The 17,817-nt window shown below is 69.9% G+C and carries 17 protein-coding genes; 11 read left to right on the top strand and 6 right to left on the bottom strand.

The window, feature by feature from the left end; all coding sequences use genetic code 11:
* Nucleotides 1-7: 7 nt before the first annotated feature.
* Nucleotides 8-1,501: an alpha/beta hydrolase gene (locus BM214_RS01725; RefSeq protein WP_090483483.1), complete on the top strand. Its 1,494-nt coding sequence runs from the start codon at nt 8-10 to the stop codon at nt 1,499-1,501.
* 59 nt (nt 1,502-1,560) lie between these two features.
* Here the strand turns inward: BM214_RS01725 and fni are convergent, their stop codons facing one another.
* From fni to BM214_RS01695, 6 genes are all read right to left on the bottom strand, one after another.
* Complete coding sequence (gene fni / locus BM214_RS01720) at nt 1,561-2,646, bottom strand: type 2 isopentenyl-diphosphate Delta-isomerase (RefSeq protein ID WP_090483482.1); 1,086 nt, start codon at nt 2,644-2,646, stop codon at nt 1,561-1,563.
* 3 nt (nt 2,647-2,649) lie between these two features.
* Nucleotides 2,650-2,916, bottom strand: a complete 267-nt coding sequence (locus BM214_RS01715; protein WP_244887806.1) for a hypothetical protein — start codon at nt 2,914-2,916, stop codon at nt 2,650-2,652.
* Between the two features lie 28 nt (nt 2,917-2,944).
* The gene (locus BM214_RS01710) at nt 2,945-4,132 is read right to left on the bottom strand and encodes a geranylgeranyl diphosphate reductase (protein WP_090483481.1); all 1,188 of its coding nucleotides are present in this window, start codon (nt 4,130-4,132) and stop codon (nt 2,945-2,947) included.
* 199 nt (nt 4,133-4,331) lie between these two features.
* A complete protein-coding gene (chlG, locus tag BM214_RS01705; protein WP_425319145.1) occupies nt 4,332-5,210 on the bottom strand; it encodes a chlorophyll synthase ChlG in 879 nt (292 codons plus the stop codon).
* A gap of 105 nt (nt 5,211-5,315) precedes the next feature.
* On the bottom strand, nt 5,316-6,725 hold the full coding sequence (ppsR, locus tag BM214_RS01700) for a transcriptional regulator PpsR (RefSeq protein ID WP_090483680.1): 1,410 nt from the start codon (nt 6,723-6,725) through the stop codon (nt 5,316-5,318).
* Between the two features lie 70 nt (nt 6,726-6,795).
* Nucleotides 6,796-7,740, bottom strand: a complete 945-nt coding sequence (locus BM214_RS01695) for a cobalamin B12-binding domain-containing protein (RefSeq protein ID WP_090483479.1) — start codon at nt 7,738-7,740, stop codon at nt 6,796-6,798.
* Between the two features lie 283 nt (nt 7,741-8,023).
* Between BM214_RS01695 and bchF the strand changes: the two genes are divergently transcribed.
* The 10 genes from bchF (at nt 8,024) to BM214_RS01645 (ending at nt 17,805) form a co-directional block, all read left to right on the top strand.
* Nucleotides 8,024-8,512, top strand: a complete 489-nt coding sequence (bchF, locus tag BM214_RS01690; protein WP_238619066.1) for a 2-vinyl bacteriochlorophyllide hydratase — start codon at nt 8,024-8,026, stop codon at nt 8,510-8,512.
* Nucleotides 8,509-9,795, top strand: a complete 1,287-nt coding sequence (locus BM214_RS01685) for a ferredoxin:protochlorophyllide reductase (ATP-dependent) subunit N (RefSeq protein ID WP_090483477.1) — start codon at nt 8,509-8,511, stop codon at nt 9,793-9,795. The genes bchF and BM214_RS01685 overlap by 4 nt, the downstream gene beginning before the upstream one ends.
* Before the next feature lie 4 nt (nt 9,796-9,799).
* Nucleotides 9,800-11,386: a ferredoxin:protochlorophyllide reductase (ATP-dependent) subunit B gene (gene bchB, locus BM214_RS01680; protein WP_090483476.1), complete on the top strand. Its 1,587-nt coding sequence runs from the start codon at nt 9,800-9,802 to the stop codon at nt 11,384-11,386.
* A gap of 27 nt (nt 11,387-11,413) precedes the next feature.
* Complete coding sequence (gene bchM / locus BM214_RS01675) at nt 11,414-12,145, top strand: magnesium protoporphyrin IX methyltransferase (protein ID WP_425319144.1); 732 nt, start codon at nt 11,414-11,416, stop codon at nt 12,143-12,145.
* A gap of 393 nt (nt 12,146-12,538) precedes the next feature.
* Nucleotides 12,539-13,366, top strand: coding sequence for a photosynthetic reaction center subunit H (gene puhA, locus BM214_RS01670; protein ID WP_090483474.1), 828 nt, complete (start codon nt 12,539-12,541; stop codon nt 13,364-13,366).
* A complete protein-coding gene (gene puhB, locus BM214_RS01665; RefSeq protein WP_090483473.1) occupies nt 13,363-14,040 on the top strand; it encodes a photosynthetic complex putative assembly protein PuhB in 678 nt (225 codons plus the stop codon). The genes puhA and puhB overlap by 4 nt, the downstream gene beginning before the upstream one ends.
* Nucleotides 14,037-14,528: a photosynthetic complex assembly protein PuhC gene (gene puhC, locus BM214_RS01660; protein ID WP_090483472.1), complete on the top strand. Its 492-nt coding sequence runs from the start codon at nt 14,037-14,039 to the stop codon at nt 14,526-14,528. Before puhB ends, puhC begins: the two co-directional genes overlap by 4 nt.
* Nucleotides 14,529-14,736: 208 nt before the next feature.
* A complete protein-coding gene (puhE, locus tag BM214_RS01655; protein WP_090483471.1) occupies nt 14,737-15,609 on the top strand; it encodes a putative photosynthetic complex assembly protein PuhE in 873 nt (290 codons plus the stop codon).
* Nucleotides 15,610-15,628: 19 nt separating this feature from the next.
* Nucleotides 15,629-16,234 (top strand): bacteriochlorophyll 4-vinyl reductase, encoded by a 606-nt coding sequence (gene bchJ, locus BM214_RS01650; RefSeq protein ID WP_090483470.1) that lies wholly within the window; start codon nt 15,629-15,631, stop codon nt 16,232-16,234.
* Nucleotides 16,234-17,805, top strand: a complete 1,572-nt coding sequence (locus BM214_RS01645; protein ID WP_143096328.1) for a mucoidy inhibitor MuiA family protein — start codon at nt 16,234-16,236, stop codon at nt 17,803-17,805. Before bchJ ends, BM214_RS01645 begins: the two co-directional genes overlap by 1 nt.
* Nucleotides 17,806-17,817: the final 12 nt, after the last annotated feature.

Raw genomic sequence — 17,817 nt, 5'->3', positions numbered from 1 at the left:
CGCCCCCATGAACGCCCCCCGCCCCCTGCCCCGTATCCTCCTGGCCCTGTGCGCCCTGGCGCTGATCATCACCGCCTGGTGGCAGGTGCTGTCCCTGGAGGATGGCATCCTGGAGCGGCAAGTCATCCGCGACGGTGTTCCGGTCACCCTGGTGCTGCCCGCAAAGCGGAGCGGGCCCATCCCGGGTGTGGTGGTGGCCCACGGCTTCGCCGGATCCGGCCGGCTCATGCAAACCTGGGCCCTGGCCCTGGCCGATGCCGGCATGGCCGTGGCCCTGCCGGACCTGAGCGGCCACGGGGCCAACCGCAAGCCCCTGGACTGGTGGAACGACCCGGACCAGTTCCGCCGCGATGTGCAATCGGCCCTGACCGAGCTGGCGCAGCAGCCGGAGGTGGATACCGGGCGCCTGGCCCTGCTGGGGCACTCCCTGGGGGCCGGTGCCGTGATCGCCGCCGCACGGGAGGCACAACCGCCCGTGCAGGCGGTGGTGGCCGTCTCCCCGGGGCCGGCCGAAGTCAACGCCACCCATCCCCCCAACCTCCTGCTCATGGCCGGGGCCCTGGAGGGGCCCTTCCGGGCGGCGGCGGAATCCCTGCTACAGGAGGCCGGCGGCGAGGGCGGGCGCATGGAGCAGGGCACGGCGCGGGACCTGTTCATCGTCCCCGGCAGCGAGCACGTCGGGGTGCTGTTCAGCGCCCGTTCCCACGACGCCTCCGTGGACTGGCTCACCCGGGTCTTCGGCCTGGATCCGCCCGCCGGCGCCCCGCCCAGCCCCCTGCTGTGGTGGGTGCTGCACCTAGTGGCCGTGGTGGTGCTCTGGCGCGCCCTGGCCCCCCTGGTGGCGGATCCCGACCGGCGCCGCATCGATGCCGACGAGGCCACCCGCCAGGGGCGCAACCAGCGCCCCCTGGTGCGGGCGGCCATCGCCAGCGCCGCCGCCACCCTGGGCCTGTTTGGCATTGGTCTGGGGATCCACCTGGACGGCATCGGCGGCATCGTGGTGGGTCCCCAGTTCGCCCTCTGGCTGGCCCTGGCGGGCGGGGTCTGGATGCTGCTGGGCACACGCCCGCCGCTACCGCAGTGGCGGGATCTGGTCTGGGGACTGGCCCTGCTGGCGGCCCTGGTGCTGGCCTTCGGGGCCCTGGGGGCGCTGCTATGGATCCCCTGGTGGCCGCCCCTGCACCGCCTGCCCTACCTGCCGGTGCTGGCCCTGCTCATCCTGCCCTGGGCGGTGGCCCTGGCCACGGCCCTGCAGGGGCGCGGTGGCTGGCGGGGGTTGGGCACGGGGCTGGGCATCGCCCTGATCACCCTGGTGGGCATGGGCCTGGCGGCCGCCGTGGTGGAGGGGATGCAGTTCCTGTTCATCGTCCTGCCGCTGCTGCCGGCCATGCTGGCCCTGCCCCTGCTGCTGAGCCGCCCGGTGCAGCGGCCCTGGGCCGACGGGATCGCCCTGGCGGGCTTCCTGGGCTGGACCCTGGCGGCCATGTTCCCCCTGGTGTGACATCCGCCCCGCGGCCCGGGGGGGGCTACGCGCGCAACAATGGCAATCCCGGAAGGGACCTATTCCGCCCCGGGCTCGCCCCACGCCCCCGCCACGGGAGACAGCGCCCCCCGCAAGGCGGGCAGGTCCGCGGCCCCGGCGGCGAACAGGGCCACCCGCAGTTCCGACATCACCCCCTCCACCAGGGCGTCCAGGGCCGCGTCCCCCGCCTCGGCGGCCACCAGGAAGGGGCGGGCCATGGCCCCCAGGTCCGCCCCCAGGGCGATGGCCTTGGCCAGATCCAGGCCGCTGCGCAGGCCGCCGCTGGCGATGAGGGGCACGGTGGGACTCGCCCGGCGGCAGTTGAGGATGCTCTGGGCCGTGGGGATGCCCCATTCGGCAAAGGCCATGGCCAGGGCCTGTGCCCGCTCCCCCCGGGCACAGGCGGCCTCCACCCGGGCCCAGGAGGTGCCGCCGGCCCCGGCGCAGTCGATGCCGTCCACGCCACAGGCCCGCAACCGCCGGCAGGTGCCCTCCCCCAGGCCGAAGCCCACCTCGCGGGCGAACACGGGGATGCCCTCTTCATGCAGCCCCCGGCAGAGCTCCTGCAGGCGTCCCGCCAGCCCGCGAAAGTCCGCATCTCCCCCCTGGACCGCCTCCTGCATGGGGTTCAGATGTACGAACAGGGCGTCCGCGCCGATCATCTCCACGGCCTGCATGGCCTGCTCCAGGCCCCAGCCCTTCACCAACTGGGCCCCGCCGATGTTGGCGAACAGCAGGATGGAAGGGGCCTCGGCACGCACCTGGAAGTAACGCGCCCGGCCCGGGTCCTCGATACCCACCCGCTGGCTGCCCACCCCCATGGGCAGGCCCCAGCGCTGGGCCGCCCGGGCCAGGCGTCGGTTGATGCCGTGGGCGCGGGGATCCCCCCCCGTCATGGGGGCGATCATCAAGGGCAAGGGGATGCTCCGGCCCAGCAGCCGCGTGGAGAGATCCACCCCATGCAGGGCCGTCTCCGGCAGGGCGCGGTTGCGCAGTTCGAAGCGTTCCAGGCCCGTGGAGCGGCGGTATTCCACCTCGTCCGAGAGGCAGGCCTGCAGATGCCGCCCCTTGGCGCGGGGATCGCGCCGGGCGCTGAGCAGGGTGGCCCCGGATTCACCCCCCATGGGTCACCTCAGACGGTTGCGCAGATCGAGGAGATGGATCGCCAGGCTGACGATGAGCCAGAAGGTGATCCATACCCAGGCCCCCCCGGTGAGGGCCACCCGCAGGGCCAGCAGGAGCGCCGCCCCGGGCAGCAGCAGGGCCAGCACCGCGGGGACGGGAAGCCCCCGTCCGGTACGCTGGTGGTACCCCATGAGCCAGCCCCCTTCCAGGGCCATCAGCACCAGGATGAGATCCACCACCTGGCCGGAGGTGAAGAATGCCGTCATCATGCCGCCCCGCGTGCCGGCGTACCCGGTCTCAGACCCGGGACAGGCCCAGCAGGTGGCCCATATCCTTGAAGAAGATGCGCATGTGGGCCATGGGCTTGGCCCGCACCAGCTTCTTGTACATGTAGGCCTGCCAGGTGAGCTCCTGCACATCCTTGTCGCGGCAGATGGCGACGAAGCGCTCGCGGCGCTTGTCGCTGCTGTACCAGAAGCGCTGCATGATGCCCAGGATCCAGAACACCTGCCCGTGGGCCTTCATGAAGCGCTTGCGGGCCTGCCTCAGGGCCTTGGCGTCCCCGGTGGCCAGAAAGGCCTCCACGGCACCGGCCGCCAGCCGCCCCCCCAGCAGGGCGTAGTAGATGCCCTCCCCCGAGGACGGCGCCACTACCCCCGCGGCATCCCCCGCCAGGAGCACATCGCGGCCGTTGTCCCAGCGCTTCATGGGATAGAGGGGCAACGGGGCCCCCTCGCGGCGGATCACCTCGCAGCCGTCCAGCCCGGCGCTGCGCTTGAGTTCATCCACCGCCCCCTTGAGGGAGAAGCCCTTGTGGGCGGATCCCACCCCCACGCTCACCTTGTCACCATGGGGAAAGACCCAGGCGTAGAAGTCCGGGGAGAGGGAACCGCGGTAGTAGACATCGCAGCGCTGCGGGTCGTATTCGGCACCGCTGTCCGCGGCGGGGGCGTTGATGATCTCGTGGTAGGCGGCCACCTGGGGGATGCGGTCCGCCCCCGCCACCTCGTGGCGGGCCACCTGGGAGTTGGCGCCGTCGGCACCGACGACCACCCGGCCGTGCACCTGCCGCTCCTGTCCGTCCGCATCCTTGTAGATCACGGTCACACCATCCCCTTGCCGTTCCAGGCGCTGGTAGGTGCCGGTGCAGACCCGGGCCCCGGCCTCCTGCGCCCGCTGGCGCAGCCATGGATCGAAGCTTTCCCGGTCCACCATGCCCACATACCCCCCCTCGATGGGCATGTCCACGCGCCGGTCGGAGGGGGAGAACATGCGCGCCGAACGGATCCTGGCCACGAGGATGGATTCGGGCAGGTCGAACTCGGTCATGGCCACCGGCGGGATGGCGCCACCACAGGGCTTGATGCGCCCGCCCCGCTCCAGCAGCATCACCCGATGCCCGGCCCGGGCCAGGTCGGTGGCGGCGGTGGCCCCGGCGGGGCCGCCTCCCACGACGACGACGTCCACGCTCTCGCTCTCGGTCATTGCGTTTACCTGTCTGCTCCGGCGCATCCCATGGGGATGGCGCGTTCAAGGGAAATCCCCGCGGCCACGGGCGCAGGATGCGCACGCGACATCCGCGCCCCGTGCCGGGAGGCAGGGGCCGGGGGGAGGGAACGGGGGAGTGATCGGCCCGGGGCAGGTCCGCGCCCGCATGCAGCGGCGGCCTGGACCCGGGGACGGCTCACGGCTGCATCAGACCCATGCCGCGCAGGGCGAAGGCGGTGACCATCATGCCGCTGACATAGAGCGAGACCCCGGTGGCGTTGTACCAGGGGGCCAGGTCCTTGGGCCGCTTCAGCAGGCGGGCCATGAGCACGATCTGTACCGCCAGGACGGCGGCCACCGCCAGGGCGTAGACGGGCGCGCCCCAGAGCAGGAGCAGGACCGCCACCGCCGCCTGGGGCAGGGCCATCACCCAGCAGGCCAGCTTCGCCGCCCGCTCGACCCCCAGTTTCACCGGCAGGGAACCCAGCCCCATGCGGGTGTCCCCCTCCACCGACTTGAAGTCGTTCAGGGTCATGATGCCGTGGGCGCCGATGCTGTAGAGCACCGCCACGATGATGATGCGCCAGTCCGGGAAGACGCCGGTCATGACCACCACGCCGGTAAACCAGGGGATCCCCTCATAGGCGATGGCCACGGCGGAATTGCCCCACCAGCCGTTGCGCTTGAACCGGGTGGGCGGGGCGCTATAGGCCCAGGCCAGGATCATGCCCACCACCGCCGCCATGAAACCCCAGAACCCCAGGATCGTGGCCACGGCCAGGGAGAGCACGGTCCAGCCGATGGCCAGCCACAGCCCCCAGTATCCGGGCACACGCCCCGAGGGGATGGGCCGGTCCGGCTCGTTGATGGCATCCACGTGGCGATCGAACCAGTCATTCACCACCTGGCTGGTACCACAGATCAGGGGGCCCGCCAGCAGAACACCGACGATGAGGAGCAGCCAGCGCTCCTGCAGGGGCATGCCGGCGGACACCACGCCGCAGGCATAGGCCCACATGGGCGGGAACCAGGTGACGGGATGGAGCAGCTGAAAGGCTGCGCGCGGATCGGGCATGGACATGGCGGGTAACTTATACGCGGCCCCGGGGATCGTCAAGCATCATTGACAGATCTCTTGAGGGAAGGCATCAGGCCCGCTGGACAGGTCCATGCGGGGCCCTCATCCGCCGTCCTCCGGGGCCGGATCCCCCAAGCCATAACGGCGCAGTTTCACATAGAAGCTCTGGCGGCTGAGGCCCAGCATCTCCGCCGCCGAGGCGCGGTTGTTCTGGGTCAGCTCCAGGGCCGCCTCGATGCACAGGCGCTCGATCATGTCCGTGCTCTCGCGCACCAACTCCTTGAGGGGGACCCGCCCCACCAGTTCGGTGAGCTGCTCCTCGGTGCGGGGCCCCTGCCGGGAGAAGTGGCCGTCATGGGGCAGCCGCGCCCCCACATCCCGGATGGTGAACCCCATGCAGGACGGTTCCACCCCGGCCACCGCTACACCGGAGATCTCCACCTCCGTGCGCGAACCGTACTCCCCCCGCAGCCCGGTCTGGAAGAGGCGCAGGGAGCCGTGTTCCCGCAACCGGCCCAGGAGCAGACCCAGATCCACTCCGGGCCGGCCCAGCCAGCGCCCCAGGGACATCCCCAGGACCTGATCCTCGGCGGCCATCTGGATGAGCTCGAGAAAGGCGGGGTTGACCGCCAGGATGCGTCCCTCGGGGTCGGTGACCACGAATCCGTCGGGGGCCTGCTGCACCAGACCCAACAGGGGCGAACGCACCTGGGGGCCCACCGCGTCCAGTGCCGCCTCTTGGGGGCTATGGAGGCGCACGAGGAAATGGCTGGCATTGTCCTGGCGGAACAGGGAGGCGGACACCTCCAGGGCCTTCCCCTGCAGGGCCATCTGCACCGTGGCGGCGTGCCCCGTGGCGCGCACCGTGGCCAGGGCATCCTGCAGGGGACGGACATCGGCAAAGGGGAATTCCGCCGGGAAACTCCGCCCGCTCAGGCGCTCCACCGCGAGCCCCAGGAGTTCCGCCGCAGCGGGATTGGCCTCCAGCACCCTCTGGCTTGCGGCCTCCAGGACCAGCACGGCCTCGGAAGAGACCTGGAACAGGAGCCGGTAACGGGTCTCGGCCTGACGCATGCGGGCATACTCCCGCTCCATGACCTGCTGCGCGTCCACCAGGCGGCGCTGCAGGCTGGCCACGCCGCGCAGATCACGGCCGAAGGCCACCACACGGCCCTCATCCCCCACCTGCATGGCGGCGTACATCACCGGCACATCCGGTCCGCGGCTGGAGGGATGGTTCACCTGCCGCCAGCGCTTGGAGGGCGCCCCCGCCTCCTGCAGCAGGGCCTCCACCTTGGCGCGGCTCTCCACCGTCACCGTATCCACCCAGGGCCGGCCGATCCACTCTCCCGCCCCCTCGGGGGACACATCGTCATTGGCGCAGGCCAGGTCGCGGATCACGCCGGAGGCATCCAGCACCAGGGAGATATCCGCCGAGGTGGCGATCAGGGAGGCCACCTCATCGGGGTCCAGATCCCCGAGCACCTGCTTTGGGGTATTGAAGGGCTTCACGGGCTCCACGCTTTCCGGTATCGGGCCATCGGGGCTTTCCGGTATCGGATCATGGTGGGGAGCGTCCGGCTCAGCCGGGCCTCCCCACCGGGGCGCCGGCATGGAAGGAAACCAGCCGTTCGGCCACCCGCACCGCCTCCCGGGCATCCGGCGCGGTGGCATCGGCCCCCGCCTGATCGGCCATTTCGGGGTGATCGACGAACACCCGCCCGCCCACCAGGATCCCGAGATCCGGGTTGCAGGAGGCACGACGCACCCCACGGATGGCGGCGCGAAGCCGGTCCAGCATGACGTCACAGCTCAGGGAGAAGGCCACGATATCGAACCGCTCCTGGCGCACCAGGCGGTTCAGATCCCGGATCGAGGCCGCCGGATCACAATTCACGTCCCATCCCTCCCGCCGGAAGAACTCGGCCACCATCATCAGGCCGAAGGTGTGCTGCTCTCCGGGTACCGGGGCCAGCAGCACACGGCGTCCGCTGGACCCCGCAGAGGCCGTGTCCATCTCCTCCCCCAGCGCCCGGAGGACATGCTGCAGACGGCACAGCCCCACCGTAACCTGGGTGAAATCCGCGTCATCCTCGTCCCAAAAGGCCCCGAGACGCCGCGCCGCGGGGGCCAGGAGGTGCACCAGCACCATCTCCAGGGAGACCCCCTTGTCCCTCAGATCCGAGACGAAGTCCACCGCCTGGGCGGAATCCTGTTCCATGATGGTGCGGGCAAAGGCCTGCACCGTCCCCGCATCGATCCCGGGGGAGGCCTCCTGCCCCGCACCGTCCTCCCGGGGGAGCGGATCATGGTCCCGGTGGGCCAGCATCAGGCGGGGGATGATCTCCCCCTCAATGACCCGGGAAAGCTCCCGCCGCATGCGTTCGGTGCAGGTCTCCACCGAAGGGGCCCCACCCCCCTGATCCTGCGCACGAAAGACACCCTCCGCGCCCGGCTGGCGGGCCCCGCCCCGTCCCGGCGACGACTCCCCGTCTTCCCGGCCGATCTGTCGTCTGGCAGTTACCATGCCTTATTCTCCCCAAGCTGAAGGGGCCGCCGGCGCGGCCCACGGTCCTGCCCGGGGGCCGCTTGTCCGCGCCGCCAGGCACCTCGACCTCAACATGGGGCAGTCTAGCAGGGCTACCGTCCTTTTTGTCCCAAAAGGATCATGGTTATCCTCCTGGGAAATGTCAACCGAGACTGACGTCCAGTTTAATTGACAAAGTCAGGGGGCTTGTACACACTCACCGCGCCTTGACGCGTTCGTCTGGAGAACCTTGTCCATGCCGCATACCGGAGCCGGGAAACGCATGCCTCTCTATACGCCGGAGCAGCGCCGCCGCCGGGACGGGACCCGCTGGACCCTGGTGCAGGGCATCCTGGCCCCGCTGCAGTTCCTGGTCTTCATCGTCAGCACCTGGCTGGTGGTGCGCTACCTGCTTACCGATGAAGGCCTGTGGGCCGCCCATGCCTCCATCCTGGTCAAGACCTTCATCCTCTATACCATCATGGTCACGGGGGCCATCTGGGAGAAGGTGGTGTTCGGACGCTACCTCTTCGCCAAGGCCTTCTTCTGGGAGGACGTGGTGAGCATGATGGTGATCGTGCTGCACACCATCTATCTCGCCTCCCTGTTCTGGGATTTTCTCAGCACCTCACAACAGATGTATCTGACCCTGCTGGCCTATGCCGTCTACGTGGTCAATGCCACCCAGTTTCTGCTTAAATTACGGGCCGCCCGCCTGAGCGAAAAGGCCGAGGCGGAGCAGCAACGGGCCGGGACCGCCAGCGCGGAATGACCCCGTCCCCGCAACGACCAACCCAACCAGCGGATCGCCCTGTGGACTTCCCGATCATCCGCGAACGCGGCCAGAACGAGATCTTCTGCGGCCTCACCAGCATCATCTGGCTGCACCGCAAGATCCAGGACGCCTTCTTCCTGGTGGTGGGCTCGCGCACCTGCGCCCACCTGATGCAATCGGCGGCGGGGGTGATGATCTTCGCCGAACCCCGCTTTGGCACCGCCCTCATCGAGGAGAGGGACCTGGCGGGTCTGGCCGACGCCAACGAGGAACTGGACCGCGTCGTCGCCCGCCTCCTGGAGCGCCGACCCGACATCCGCATGCTCTTTCTGGTGGGCTCCTGCCCCTCCGAAGTGATCAAGCTGGACCTGCAGCGGGCGGCGGCCCGCCTGTCCCAGGCCCATGCCCCCCGGGTGCGGGTGCTGAGCTACACCGGCAGCGGCCTGGAAACCGGCTTCACCCAGGGGGAGGACCAGTGCCTGATCAGCCTGGTGCCGGAACTGCCCGCCGACACCGGATCGGCCCCCTCCCTGCTGGTGGTGGGTTCCCTGGCGGACATCGTCGAGGACCAGTTCACGCGGCTGTTCCGGGCCATGGGGATCGAGGACGTGCGTTTCTTGCCCGCGCGCAAGGCCGATGCCCTGCCGGCGGTGGGGCCCGGCACCCGCTTCCTGCTGGCCCAGCCGTTCCTTGGGGGCACGGCCCGGGCCCTGGAGGAACGGGGCGCACGCCGCCTGGAGGCCCCCTTCCCCCTGGGGGTGGAAGGCACCACCGCCTGGCTGCGGGCCGCCGCCGCGGCCTTCGGTGTGGACGAGCCCCGTTTCCATGAGGTCACCGCCCCCGCCGTGGAGCGCGCCCGCGCCGCCGTGGAACGTACCTGCGAACCCCTGAATGAGCGGCGCATCTTCTTCTTCCCCGACTCCCAGATGGAGATCCCCCTGGCCCGCTTCCTGCGCCAGGAGGCCGGGATGGAACTGGTGGAGGTGGGCACCCCCTACCTGCACCGGGAGCACATGGCGCCGGAACTGGCCCAGCTCCCCGCGGATACGGTGCTCAGCGAGGGGCAGGACGTGGACCGCCAGCTGGATCGTTGCCGCGAGGCCCATCCCGACCTGGTGGTCTGCGGCCTGGGCCTGGCCAATCCCCTGGAGGCCGAAGGCATGACCACCAAGTGGTCCATCGAGCTGGTCTTCACCCCGGTACAGGGGTACGACCAGGCGGCCGATCTCGCCGAACTGTTCGCCCGGCCCCTGATCCGCCGGGCCAAGCTGAGGGTCTGAATCCGTGCAACTGACGGTCTGGACATACGAAGGTCCGCCCCATGTGGGGGCCATGCGCGTGGCCACGGGCATGGAACGGACCCATTGCGTCCTCCACGCCCCCCAGGGGGACACCTACGCGGACCTGCTCTTCACCATGATCGAGCGCCGCGACCGCCGCCCGCCGGTGACCTACACCAGCTTCCAGGCCCGGGATTTGGGAAGGGATACGGCCCAGTTGTTCATGGACACGGTGCGCGCGGCCCAGGAGCGCTTCCAGCCCCAGGCCATGCTGGTGGGCACCTCCTGCACGGCGGAACTGCTCCAGGACGATCCCGGCGGACTCGCCGCCGGCATGGACCTGCCGGTGCCGGTCATCCCCCTGGAGTTGCCCTCCTACTCCCGCAAGGAGAACTGGGGGGCCTCCGAGACCCTGTACCAGCTGGCGCGCACCCTGGCCGGGCCCCAGGCCCCGGCCCCCGGCGGCGACCGCCCCGCCCGCGAGGGGCGCCGGCCCCGCTGCAATCTGCTGGGTCCCACGGCCCTGGGCTTTCGCCATCGCGATGACGTGCGCGAGATCACCGCTCTGCTGGACCGGCTGGGCATCGACGTACACGTCACCGCCCCCCTGGGGGCCACCCCGGCGGACATCGCCCGCCTGGGGGAAGCCGACTTCAACGTGGTGCTCTACCCCGAGATCGCCGCCGCCACCGCCCAGTGGCTGCAGCGCACCTTCCGCCAGCCCTACACCCGCACCGTCCCCATCGGCGTATGCGCCACCCGGGAATTCGTGCACGAGGTGGCGGAACTGGCGGGGGTGGATCCCGAGCCGGTGCTGGCCGACGAGGGCACCCGCCTGCCCTGGTACGCCCGCTCCGTGGACTCCAACTATCTCACCGGCAAGCGGGTCTTCATCTTCGGCGATGCCACCCATGCCGTGGCCGCCGCCCGGGTGGCCACGGAGGAGTTCGGCTTCCAGGTGGCGGGCCTTGGCACCTACAGCCGGGAATTCGCCCGCGAGGTGCGTGAGGCCGCCCGCCGCTACGAGGTGGAGCCCCTGATCACCGACGACTATCTGGAGGTGGAGGCCCGGGTGGCCGAACTGCAACCGGAACTGGTGCTGGGCACCCAGATGGAACGCCACATCGCCAAGCGCCTGGGCGTGGGTTGCGCCGTCATCTCCGCCCCCGTGCACGTGCAGGACTTCCCGGCCCGCTATGCCCCGCAGATGGGCTTCGAAGGGGCCAATGTCCTCTTCGACACCTGGGTCCACCCCCTGATGATGGGGCTGGAGGAACACCTGCTGGGGATGTTCCGGGAGGATTTCGAATTCCATGCCGAGGCCGCTCCCTCCCACCTGGGGGGGACCGGCAGCGAGCGCAGCCGTTCCCCCGAGGCTCCGGCCGGGGAGAGCGCCGGCAACGACATGGAAGCGGCCGCCCCCGGGGACGGCCCACAATGGACCCCCGAGGCGGAGCAGGAACTGCGCAAGATCCCCTTCTTCGTCCGGGGCAAGGCGCGGCGCAATACCGAACGCTACGCGGCCGAACGGGATATCCACCCCATCACCGTGGAGACCCTGTACGAAGCCAAGGCGTATTTCAGCCGCTGACCCGCAGCCACCAACGGAAGCCGCATCATGACCTCCTCCTACGAGAAACGCCGCAGCCAGCTGGAAAACTATTTCGACCGCACTGCGGCCGATGCCTGGAAGAAGCTCACCTCCGACCACACCCCCCTGGGACGGGTACGCGCCACGGTGCGGGCCGGTCGCGAGCAGATGCGCAACACCCTGCTGGACTGGCTGCCCGACGACCTCCACGGCAAGTGGGTACTGGACGCCGGCTGCGGCACCGGCACCTTCTCCACGGAGGCGGCCCGGCGCGGGGCCCGGGTGGTGGCCATCGACCTGGCGGGCAATCTGGTGGACATGGCCCGGGAACGGGCCGCCGGCATGGACCTGGGGGATGGCGAGATCGACTTCCGGGTCGGCGACTTCCTGGATCCGGCCCTGGGGGAATTCGACTACGTGGTGGCCATGGACTCCTTCATCCACTACCGCTCCGCCGACATCGTCAATGTGCTCTCCCGGCTGTCGCAGCGCACCCATGCCTCCATCCTGTTCACCATCGCGCCGCGCACCCCGATGCTGACCCTGATGCACGCCACGGGCAAGCTCTTCCCCAAGGGGGACCGCTCCCCGGCCATCGAGCCGGTGGCCGAGGGCACCCTGCTGCGGCTCATCGACGCGGAACCCACCCTGGATGGCTGGACCCCTGTACGCACCCGGCGCATCGCCAAGGGCTTCTATATCTCCCAGGCCATGGAACTGGCCAATCCCGGGGAAACGGGGGGCAGCGCCGGGTCCTGAAGACGGATCCGGGGCACGGTCCCAGGGTCCGGGTCGAAATCTGATCCAGATCATGCACGGCGCACCTGCCAAGGGCCAAGGCCTGGAATGTCTGGCAAGATTATGCATGGGGCTGGCAGTCCCGCGGATAGCACCAGGAGCACGGTCGTGAAGCTTGACCCGAGTCTGCAACATGTCCGGGGGATCCCCCGCAGGGGACGGGGCTGCGGCCCTTCCGGGCCCGGCATTTCGTGCCGTTCTGGTCTACCATCAGAAGCAATCGTTGCCGCTGGCAACATCCATCGCGGCCGGCGTGTTCCCGGAAACCGGGGCGCACCGGGCGCTGTGTTCATCGCGGTTCGGTAAGGCCGATACAAACCCCGCCTGACCCACCCGAAACTTGGAGGAAATGCAATGCCAACCATCGGTGCCATCACAGAGTACATAGACGTCGCGCAGGTCACCCTCTACGTCTTCTGGTTCTTCTTCGCGGGCCTGGTCTGGTATCTACACCGGGAAAACAAGCGGGAAGGCTATCCGCTGGAATCCGACCGTTCCCCGTACATCACCGTCCAGGGCTATCCGGCCGCCCCCGGCCCCAAGGAATATCCCACCATGGACGGCGGCTGCTTCATCGTCGCCAACGGCAACCCGGACACCCGCGAGATCCACGCCAAGCCCGCATGGCCCTTCCCCGGTGCCCCGCTGGACCCCACCGGCGATCCCATGGCGGACGGCGTGGGCCCCTGCTCCTGGGCGGAACGGGCCGATGAACCCGACGTCACCATGACCGGCGAGAACCGCATCGTGCCCATGCGCACCACCAAGCACGGCTTCGCGGTCAACCAGAAGGATCCCGATCCCCGCGGCCTGACCGTCTACACCGCCGACGACACCGCCGTGGGCACCGTGCGCGACATCTGGGTGGACCGCTCCGAGTCCATGCCCCGCTACCTGGAAGTGGACGTCAAGGGCAGCAGCCGCCGTGTGCTCGTGCCCATGTTCCTGGCCAAGGTCAGCCGCGCCAAGAAGGCCGATCCCAGCCTGCCCATGCAGCAGCGGCTCAAGGACGGCCGTCCCTTCGAGGTGCGCGTGGAATCCGTCATGGGGCACCAGTTCGGTAACGCCCCCGGCACCAAGAACCCCGAGGCCATCACCCGCCTCGAGGAAGACCGCATCATGGCCTACTTCGGTGGCGGCCACTTCTACGCCACCCCGGAGCGCAGGGAAGCCTGGCTGTGAGTCACGACGACCACGCCGTCGAACCGATCCGTGGTCTGCCGGAGCTCCCCCCTCGGGGGGAGCGCATCCTCTGGCAGGGTGCCCCCCACTGGGGCACCCTGGCCGTCCGGGCCTTTCATGTACGCAAGGTGATCTTCTACCTGGCCCTACTGATCCTGGTGCGGGCCGGATACACCTGGACCGGCACCCAATCCCTTACGGCCGCCCTCGGATCCACCAGTTTCCTCGTCACGCTCTCCATCACCGCCATCGGCCTGCTCTTGCTGCTGGCCTGGCTCATGGCCCGCGCCACGGTCTACACCATCACCGACCGACGCATCGTCCTGCGCTTCGGCGTGGCCCTGCAGATGAGCGTGAACCTGCCCTACACCGTGATTCAGTCCGCCTCGGTGAAGCTCTACCGGGATGGCACGGGGGACATCCCCCTGGTACTCGAACCGCCGGAAAAGGTGTCCTATCTCATCATGTGGCCCCACGTGCGTCCCTGGCGCTGGATGGTGCCCCAACCCATGCTCCGAGGCGTACCCAACGCACGCCGGGTCGCCGAGATCCTCTCCGAGGCCATGACCGCGCACCACCGTCAACAGGAGGGCGCGGCATCCACCCGGACCGCCAGCGATGCGGCGACCGGCGATGATCCGCATCACACCCTCGGGGATGCCACCACCTCATGAACGCACCCGAATCCAACCCCCGTGCGCGCCGCTGGCGAACACCGCTGCTGGTGGGCGCGGCATTGCTCCTGGCCCTCGTCCTGGGCCTCTCGCTGCTGGGACGCAATGCCACCGCACCACCCCGCGGGGCCCCGGCCGGGGAGACGGCCGGCTCCGGCTCCGGCCAACAACCCACGCCGGAGACGGTGCTGCACCTGCGCACCGAGTCGCGCCCTGGGGGCTACGTGGCGGTGATCGACGCCGATACCGGCAAGGTGCTCAGGGAACTGGACCCCACGGGGGATGGCTTCATGCGCACCGTGCTGCGCATCCTGCCCATGGACCGGGAGCAGGAGAGCGACACCCCCCTGCGTCTGGTGCGCTGGTCCGACGGCACCCTGACCCTGGAGGATCCCGTGACCGGCACCCGCTACGAAGACCTACAGGCCTTCGGGTCCACCAACGCAGACGCCTTCGAGGGGCTGTTCAAGGCGGCCCGGGGCTCCTGACCCATCCCGGTGGTGCCGGCAGTCCCGCTTACGAAACCCCGTAAAGGTCCGAGCCACCGGGCCACCCCGCCCACCCGCGGGGCGTTCCGGAAGCCGAACTGTCCCGCCCGGATGACTGAGGAGAACCCCGTGAAGTGCCAGCGTACGTTGCACAGCCACAGCATCCTCCCCCCGGTCCCCTCCTCCACCCGGATGCGGTGAAGCACCCGTGGTTCAGTTCGGTCTGCCCATCCTCTACGTGGTCTTTCTCTGGTGGTTCAGCACCGGGCTGATCCTGTACCTGGACGGTCTCCCCCGGCACACCTACCGCTGGAGCATGCTGGGCGCCACCCTCCTCGGGGGCGCGGCCCTCTATGGCTTGATCCACGCCAGCCGGATGGACACCCTGACCGGCACCTGCATGGCCTTCACCGCCGCCATCATCCTCTGGGGATGGGTGGAAATGAGTTTCCTCATGGGTCTGATCACCGGCCCCCGCAGGGATCGCTGCCCGCAAGGGGCCCAAGGCATGCGGCGGTTCATCTATGCCCTGCAGGCCATCCTGCACCATGAATTCGCCCTGGTGGCCGCCGCCGCCACCGTATTCCTGGCCACATGGGGCGCCCCGGACAAGACCGGCCTGTACACCTTCCTCATCCTCTGGATCATGCGCACCAGCACCAAGCTGAATGTCTTTCTCGGCGTGCGCAATCTCAACGAGGAATGGCTGCCGGACCACCTGCGTTACCTGGAGAGCTATTTCCGCAAGCGGCCCATGAACCTGCTCTTCCCCGTCTCGGTGACCCTCTCCACGGTGGCGGCGGTGCTCATCCTGGACCGGGCCCTGGACCCCCTGGCCAGCAGCGGTGAGGTCACAGGGGCCCTGTTCCTGGCCACGCTCATGATCCTGGCCATCCTGGAGCACTGGTTCCTGGTGCTGCCCCTGCCCTCCCAGGCCCTGTGGCAGTGGGCCATGCGCTCCCGCCAGCCTGAGGAGGCCTATTTCCGTCCCATCTACCCGCCCATCCAGGCAGCCAACGACCCGGACAAGAACACCCCGGCACCGGGATTTGGCATCCGCCCGGGACGGGTCCGTTCCTGACCCAGACAACACACGCGCCATGACCCAAAACCAACCGAACCCCTCCGGCACCATCGGCCCCAACGCCATCACCCGCATCGCCCAGGCCCTGCGGCACCAGCATTCGGAGACCCTCACGCAGCAGGTCTTCGAGAGCGCGGGCCTCACCGAGGCCCTCCTGGAACCGCCCACCGAGATGGTGGACGAGACCTGGGTCAGCGCCCTGCACCAGGCCCTGCACCAACACCTGAGCCCCGACCAGGCCCGGGAGGTGAGTATGGAGGCGGGCCGCCTCACGGGGGACTACCTGCTGGCCCATCGCATCCCCAAACCGGTGCAGCGCCTGCTCAAATGGCTCCCGGCCGGACCGGCCAGCCGCATCCTGCTCACCGCCATCCAGCGCAATGCCTGGACCTTCACCGGCAGCGGCAGCCTGGAGGTGCGCCACCGCCCGCAACTGCAGCTGACCCTCACCCATACCCCCATCCCACGCCGACTCCAGGGGGAGCGGCCCGTCTGCCACTACTATGCCGCCAGCTTCGAGCGCCTGTTCCAGGTGCTGGTGCACCCCGACACCCGGGTCACGGAGGTACAGTGCACCGCCACCGGGGCCCCCGCCTGCGTCTTCCAGGTCAGCTGGCGGTGATGAGATCCCCCCTCCTGCCCGCCCTGGGGCTGCTGCTGGCCGGCCTGCTGCCACTGCAGGCCCATGGGCTGCAGGTGACCGCCGTGACCGTGCACCCGGACCGGGCCCGGGTGACGGTGCAGGAGGAGATCCGGCTGCAGGCGGGACAGGGCCGCATCCAGCTTGAGGAGCTGCCCGCGAACCTGGACCCGGACAGCCTGCACGTCTCCGCCCGGGGGCCCCGCGATCTGCGCATCCTGGCGGTGGAGACCCGCCGCCTCCTGGGGGACACCCTCACCCATCCCGGGGCCCGCGCCCTGTCCCAGGAGATCCAGGGGCTGAAGACCCAGCGCAGGGCCCTAGAGGATCGCATCCGCGCACAGCAGATCCAGTTGGACCTCATCCAGCGCATGGGACCGGGGGGCGACCCCGGCATCCCCCCCGAGGAATGGCCCCGGGCCTGGGAGACGGTGGCCGCCGGCGCGGCCGCCGCCCTGAAGGCCATCCGCGAGGCCGAGGCGCAGCAGGGCGATGTGGACGGGCGCATCCAGCGCCTGGAGGAACGCCTCGCCACATGGCAGCACAGCGGCCGGGAGCGCACGCAGGCCCACATCCACTACGAGGCCCCCGAGGCGGGGGATGCCGTGGTGACGGCCACCTACACCGTGGCGGGGGCCGGCTGGGAACCCGTCTACGAGGCCCGGCTCAACACCACAGATGGCGTACTGGAACTGCTGCAACGGGCCCGGGTATGGCAAGGGACCGGCCAGGACTGGAACGGGGTGCACCTGACCCTGACCACCGCCCGCGCAGATACGGGCGCCGTCCCCGACCCCGTACCCTGGTACCTGGATGTCCTGCCCGCTCCCGGGGAGACGGCGGAGCGCACCCTGGCCCGCAGCGAGGCCCCGGTCCTCCTGAGCCAGGCCCGGGAGGCCGATGCGGCCCTGGAGCAGACCGCCTTCACCACCCGCTTCCGGGTACCGGGCACGGTGACCCTCCCCTCGGACAACCGCCCCCACCGCTACCTGCTGGCCCGCCATCCCCTGCAGGCCACGTTGCGCGCCCGGGCCGTGCCCGCCCTGCTGCCCCGGGCCCATCTCCAGGCCCAGGCCCCCTTCGAGGGCGCAACGCCCCTCCCCCCCGGCCCCCTGGCCCTGTTCCAGGACGACGCCCTGGTGCGCCAGGACCGGCTGGAGATGGTGCGCCCGGGGGATGGACTGGAACTGGATTTTGGCAGCGACGACCGCATCGCCATCACCTACCGGCGGGAGCTGGACCTGCGGGGTCAGGAGGGCCACCTGCGGCCGCGCCACACCCTGCGCCGCGAGCACCGGATCCGCGTGGAAAACGGCCACGATTTCACCATGCCGGTGGTGATCCTGGACCGCATGCCGGTATCCCGGGACGAGCGCATCCGGGTAGAGCCCGGCCCCGAGGCCACCCCACCCACACGCCGCGACCTGGAGGGCCGTCCCGGTGTGGTGGCCTGGGACCTGGAGCTCCCACCCGGGGGGGAGCGCACCCTGCACTTCGACTACACCATCAGCTGGCCCGCGGACCTCCCCGGCATCCGCGGCCTGGGGCACTGAGCGGCGCCACAC

This window comes from Ectothiorhodospira mobilis (genome assembly GCF_900114895.1).
GTDB classification, from domain to species: Bacteria; Pseudomonadota; Gammaproteobacteria; order Ectothiorhodospirales; family Ectothiorhodospiraceae; genus Ectothiorhodospira; species Ectothiorhodospira mobilis_A.
The sequence above is the reverse complement of the archived record's forward strand: the minus strand, read 5'-3'. Positions and strand labels throughout refer to the sequence as shown.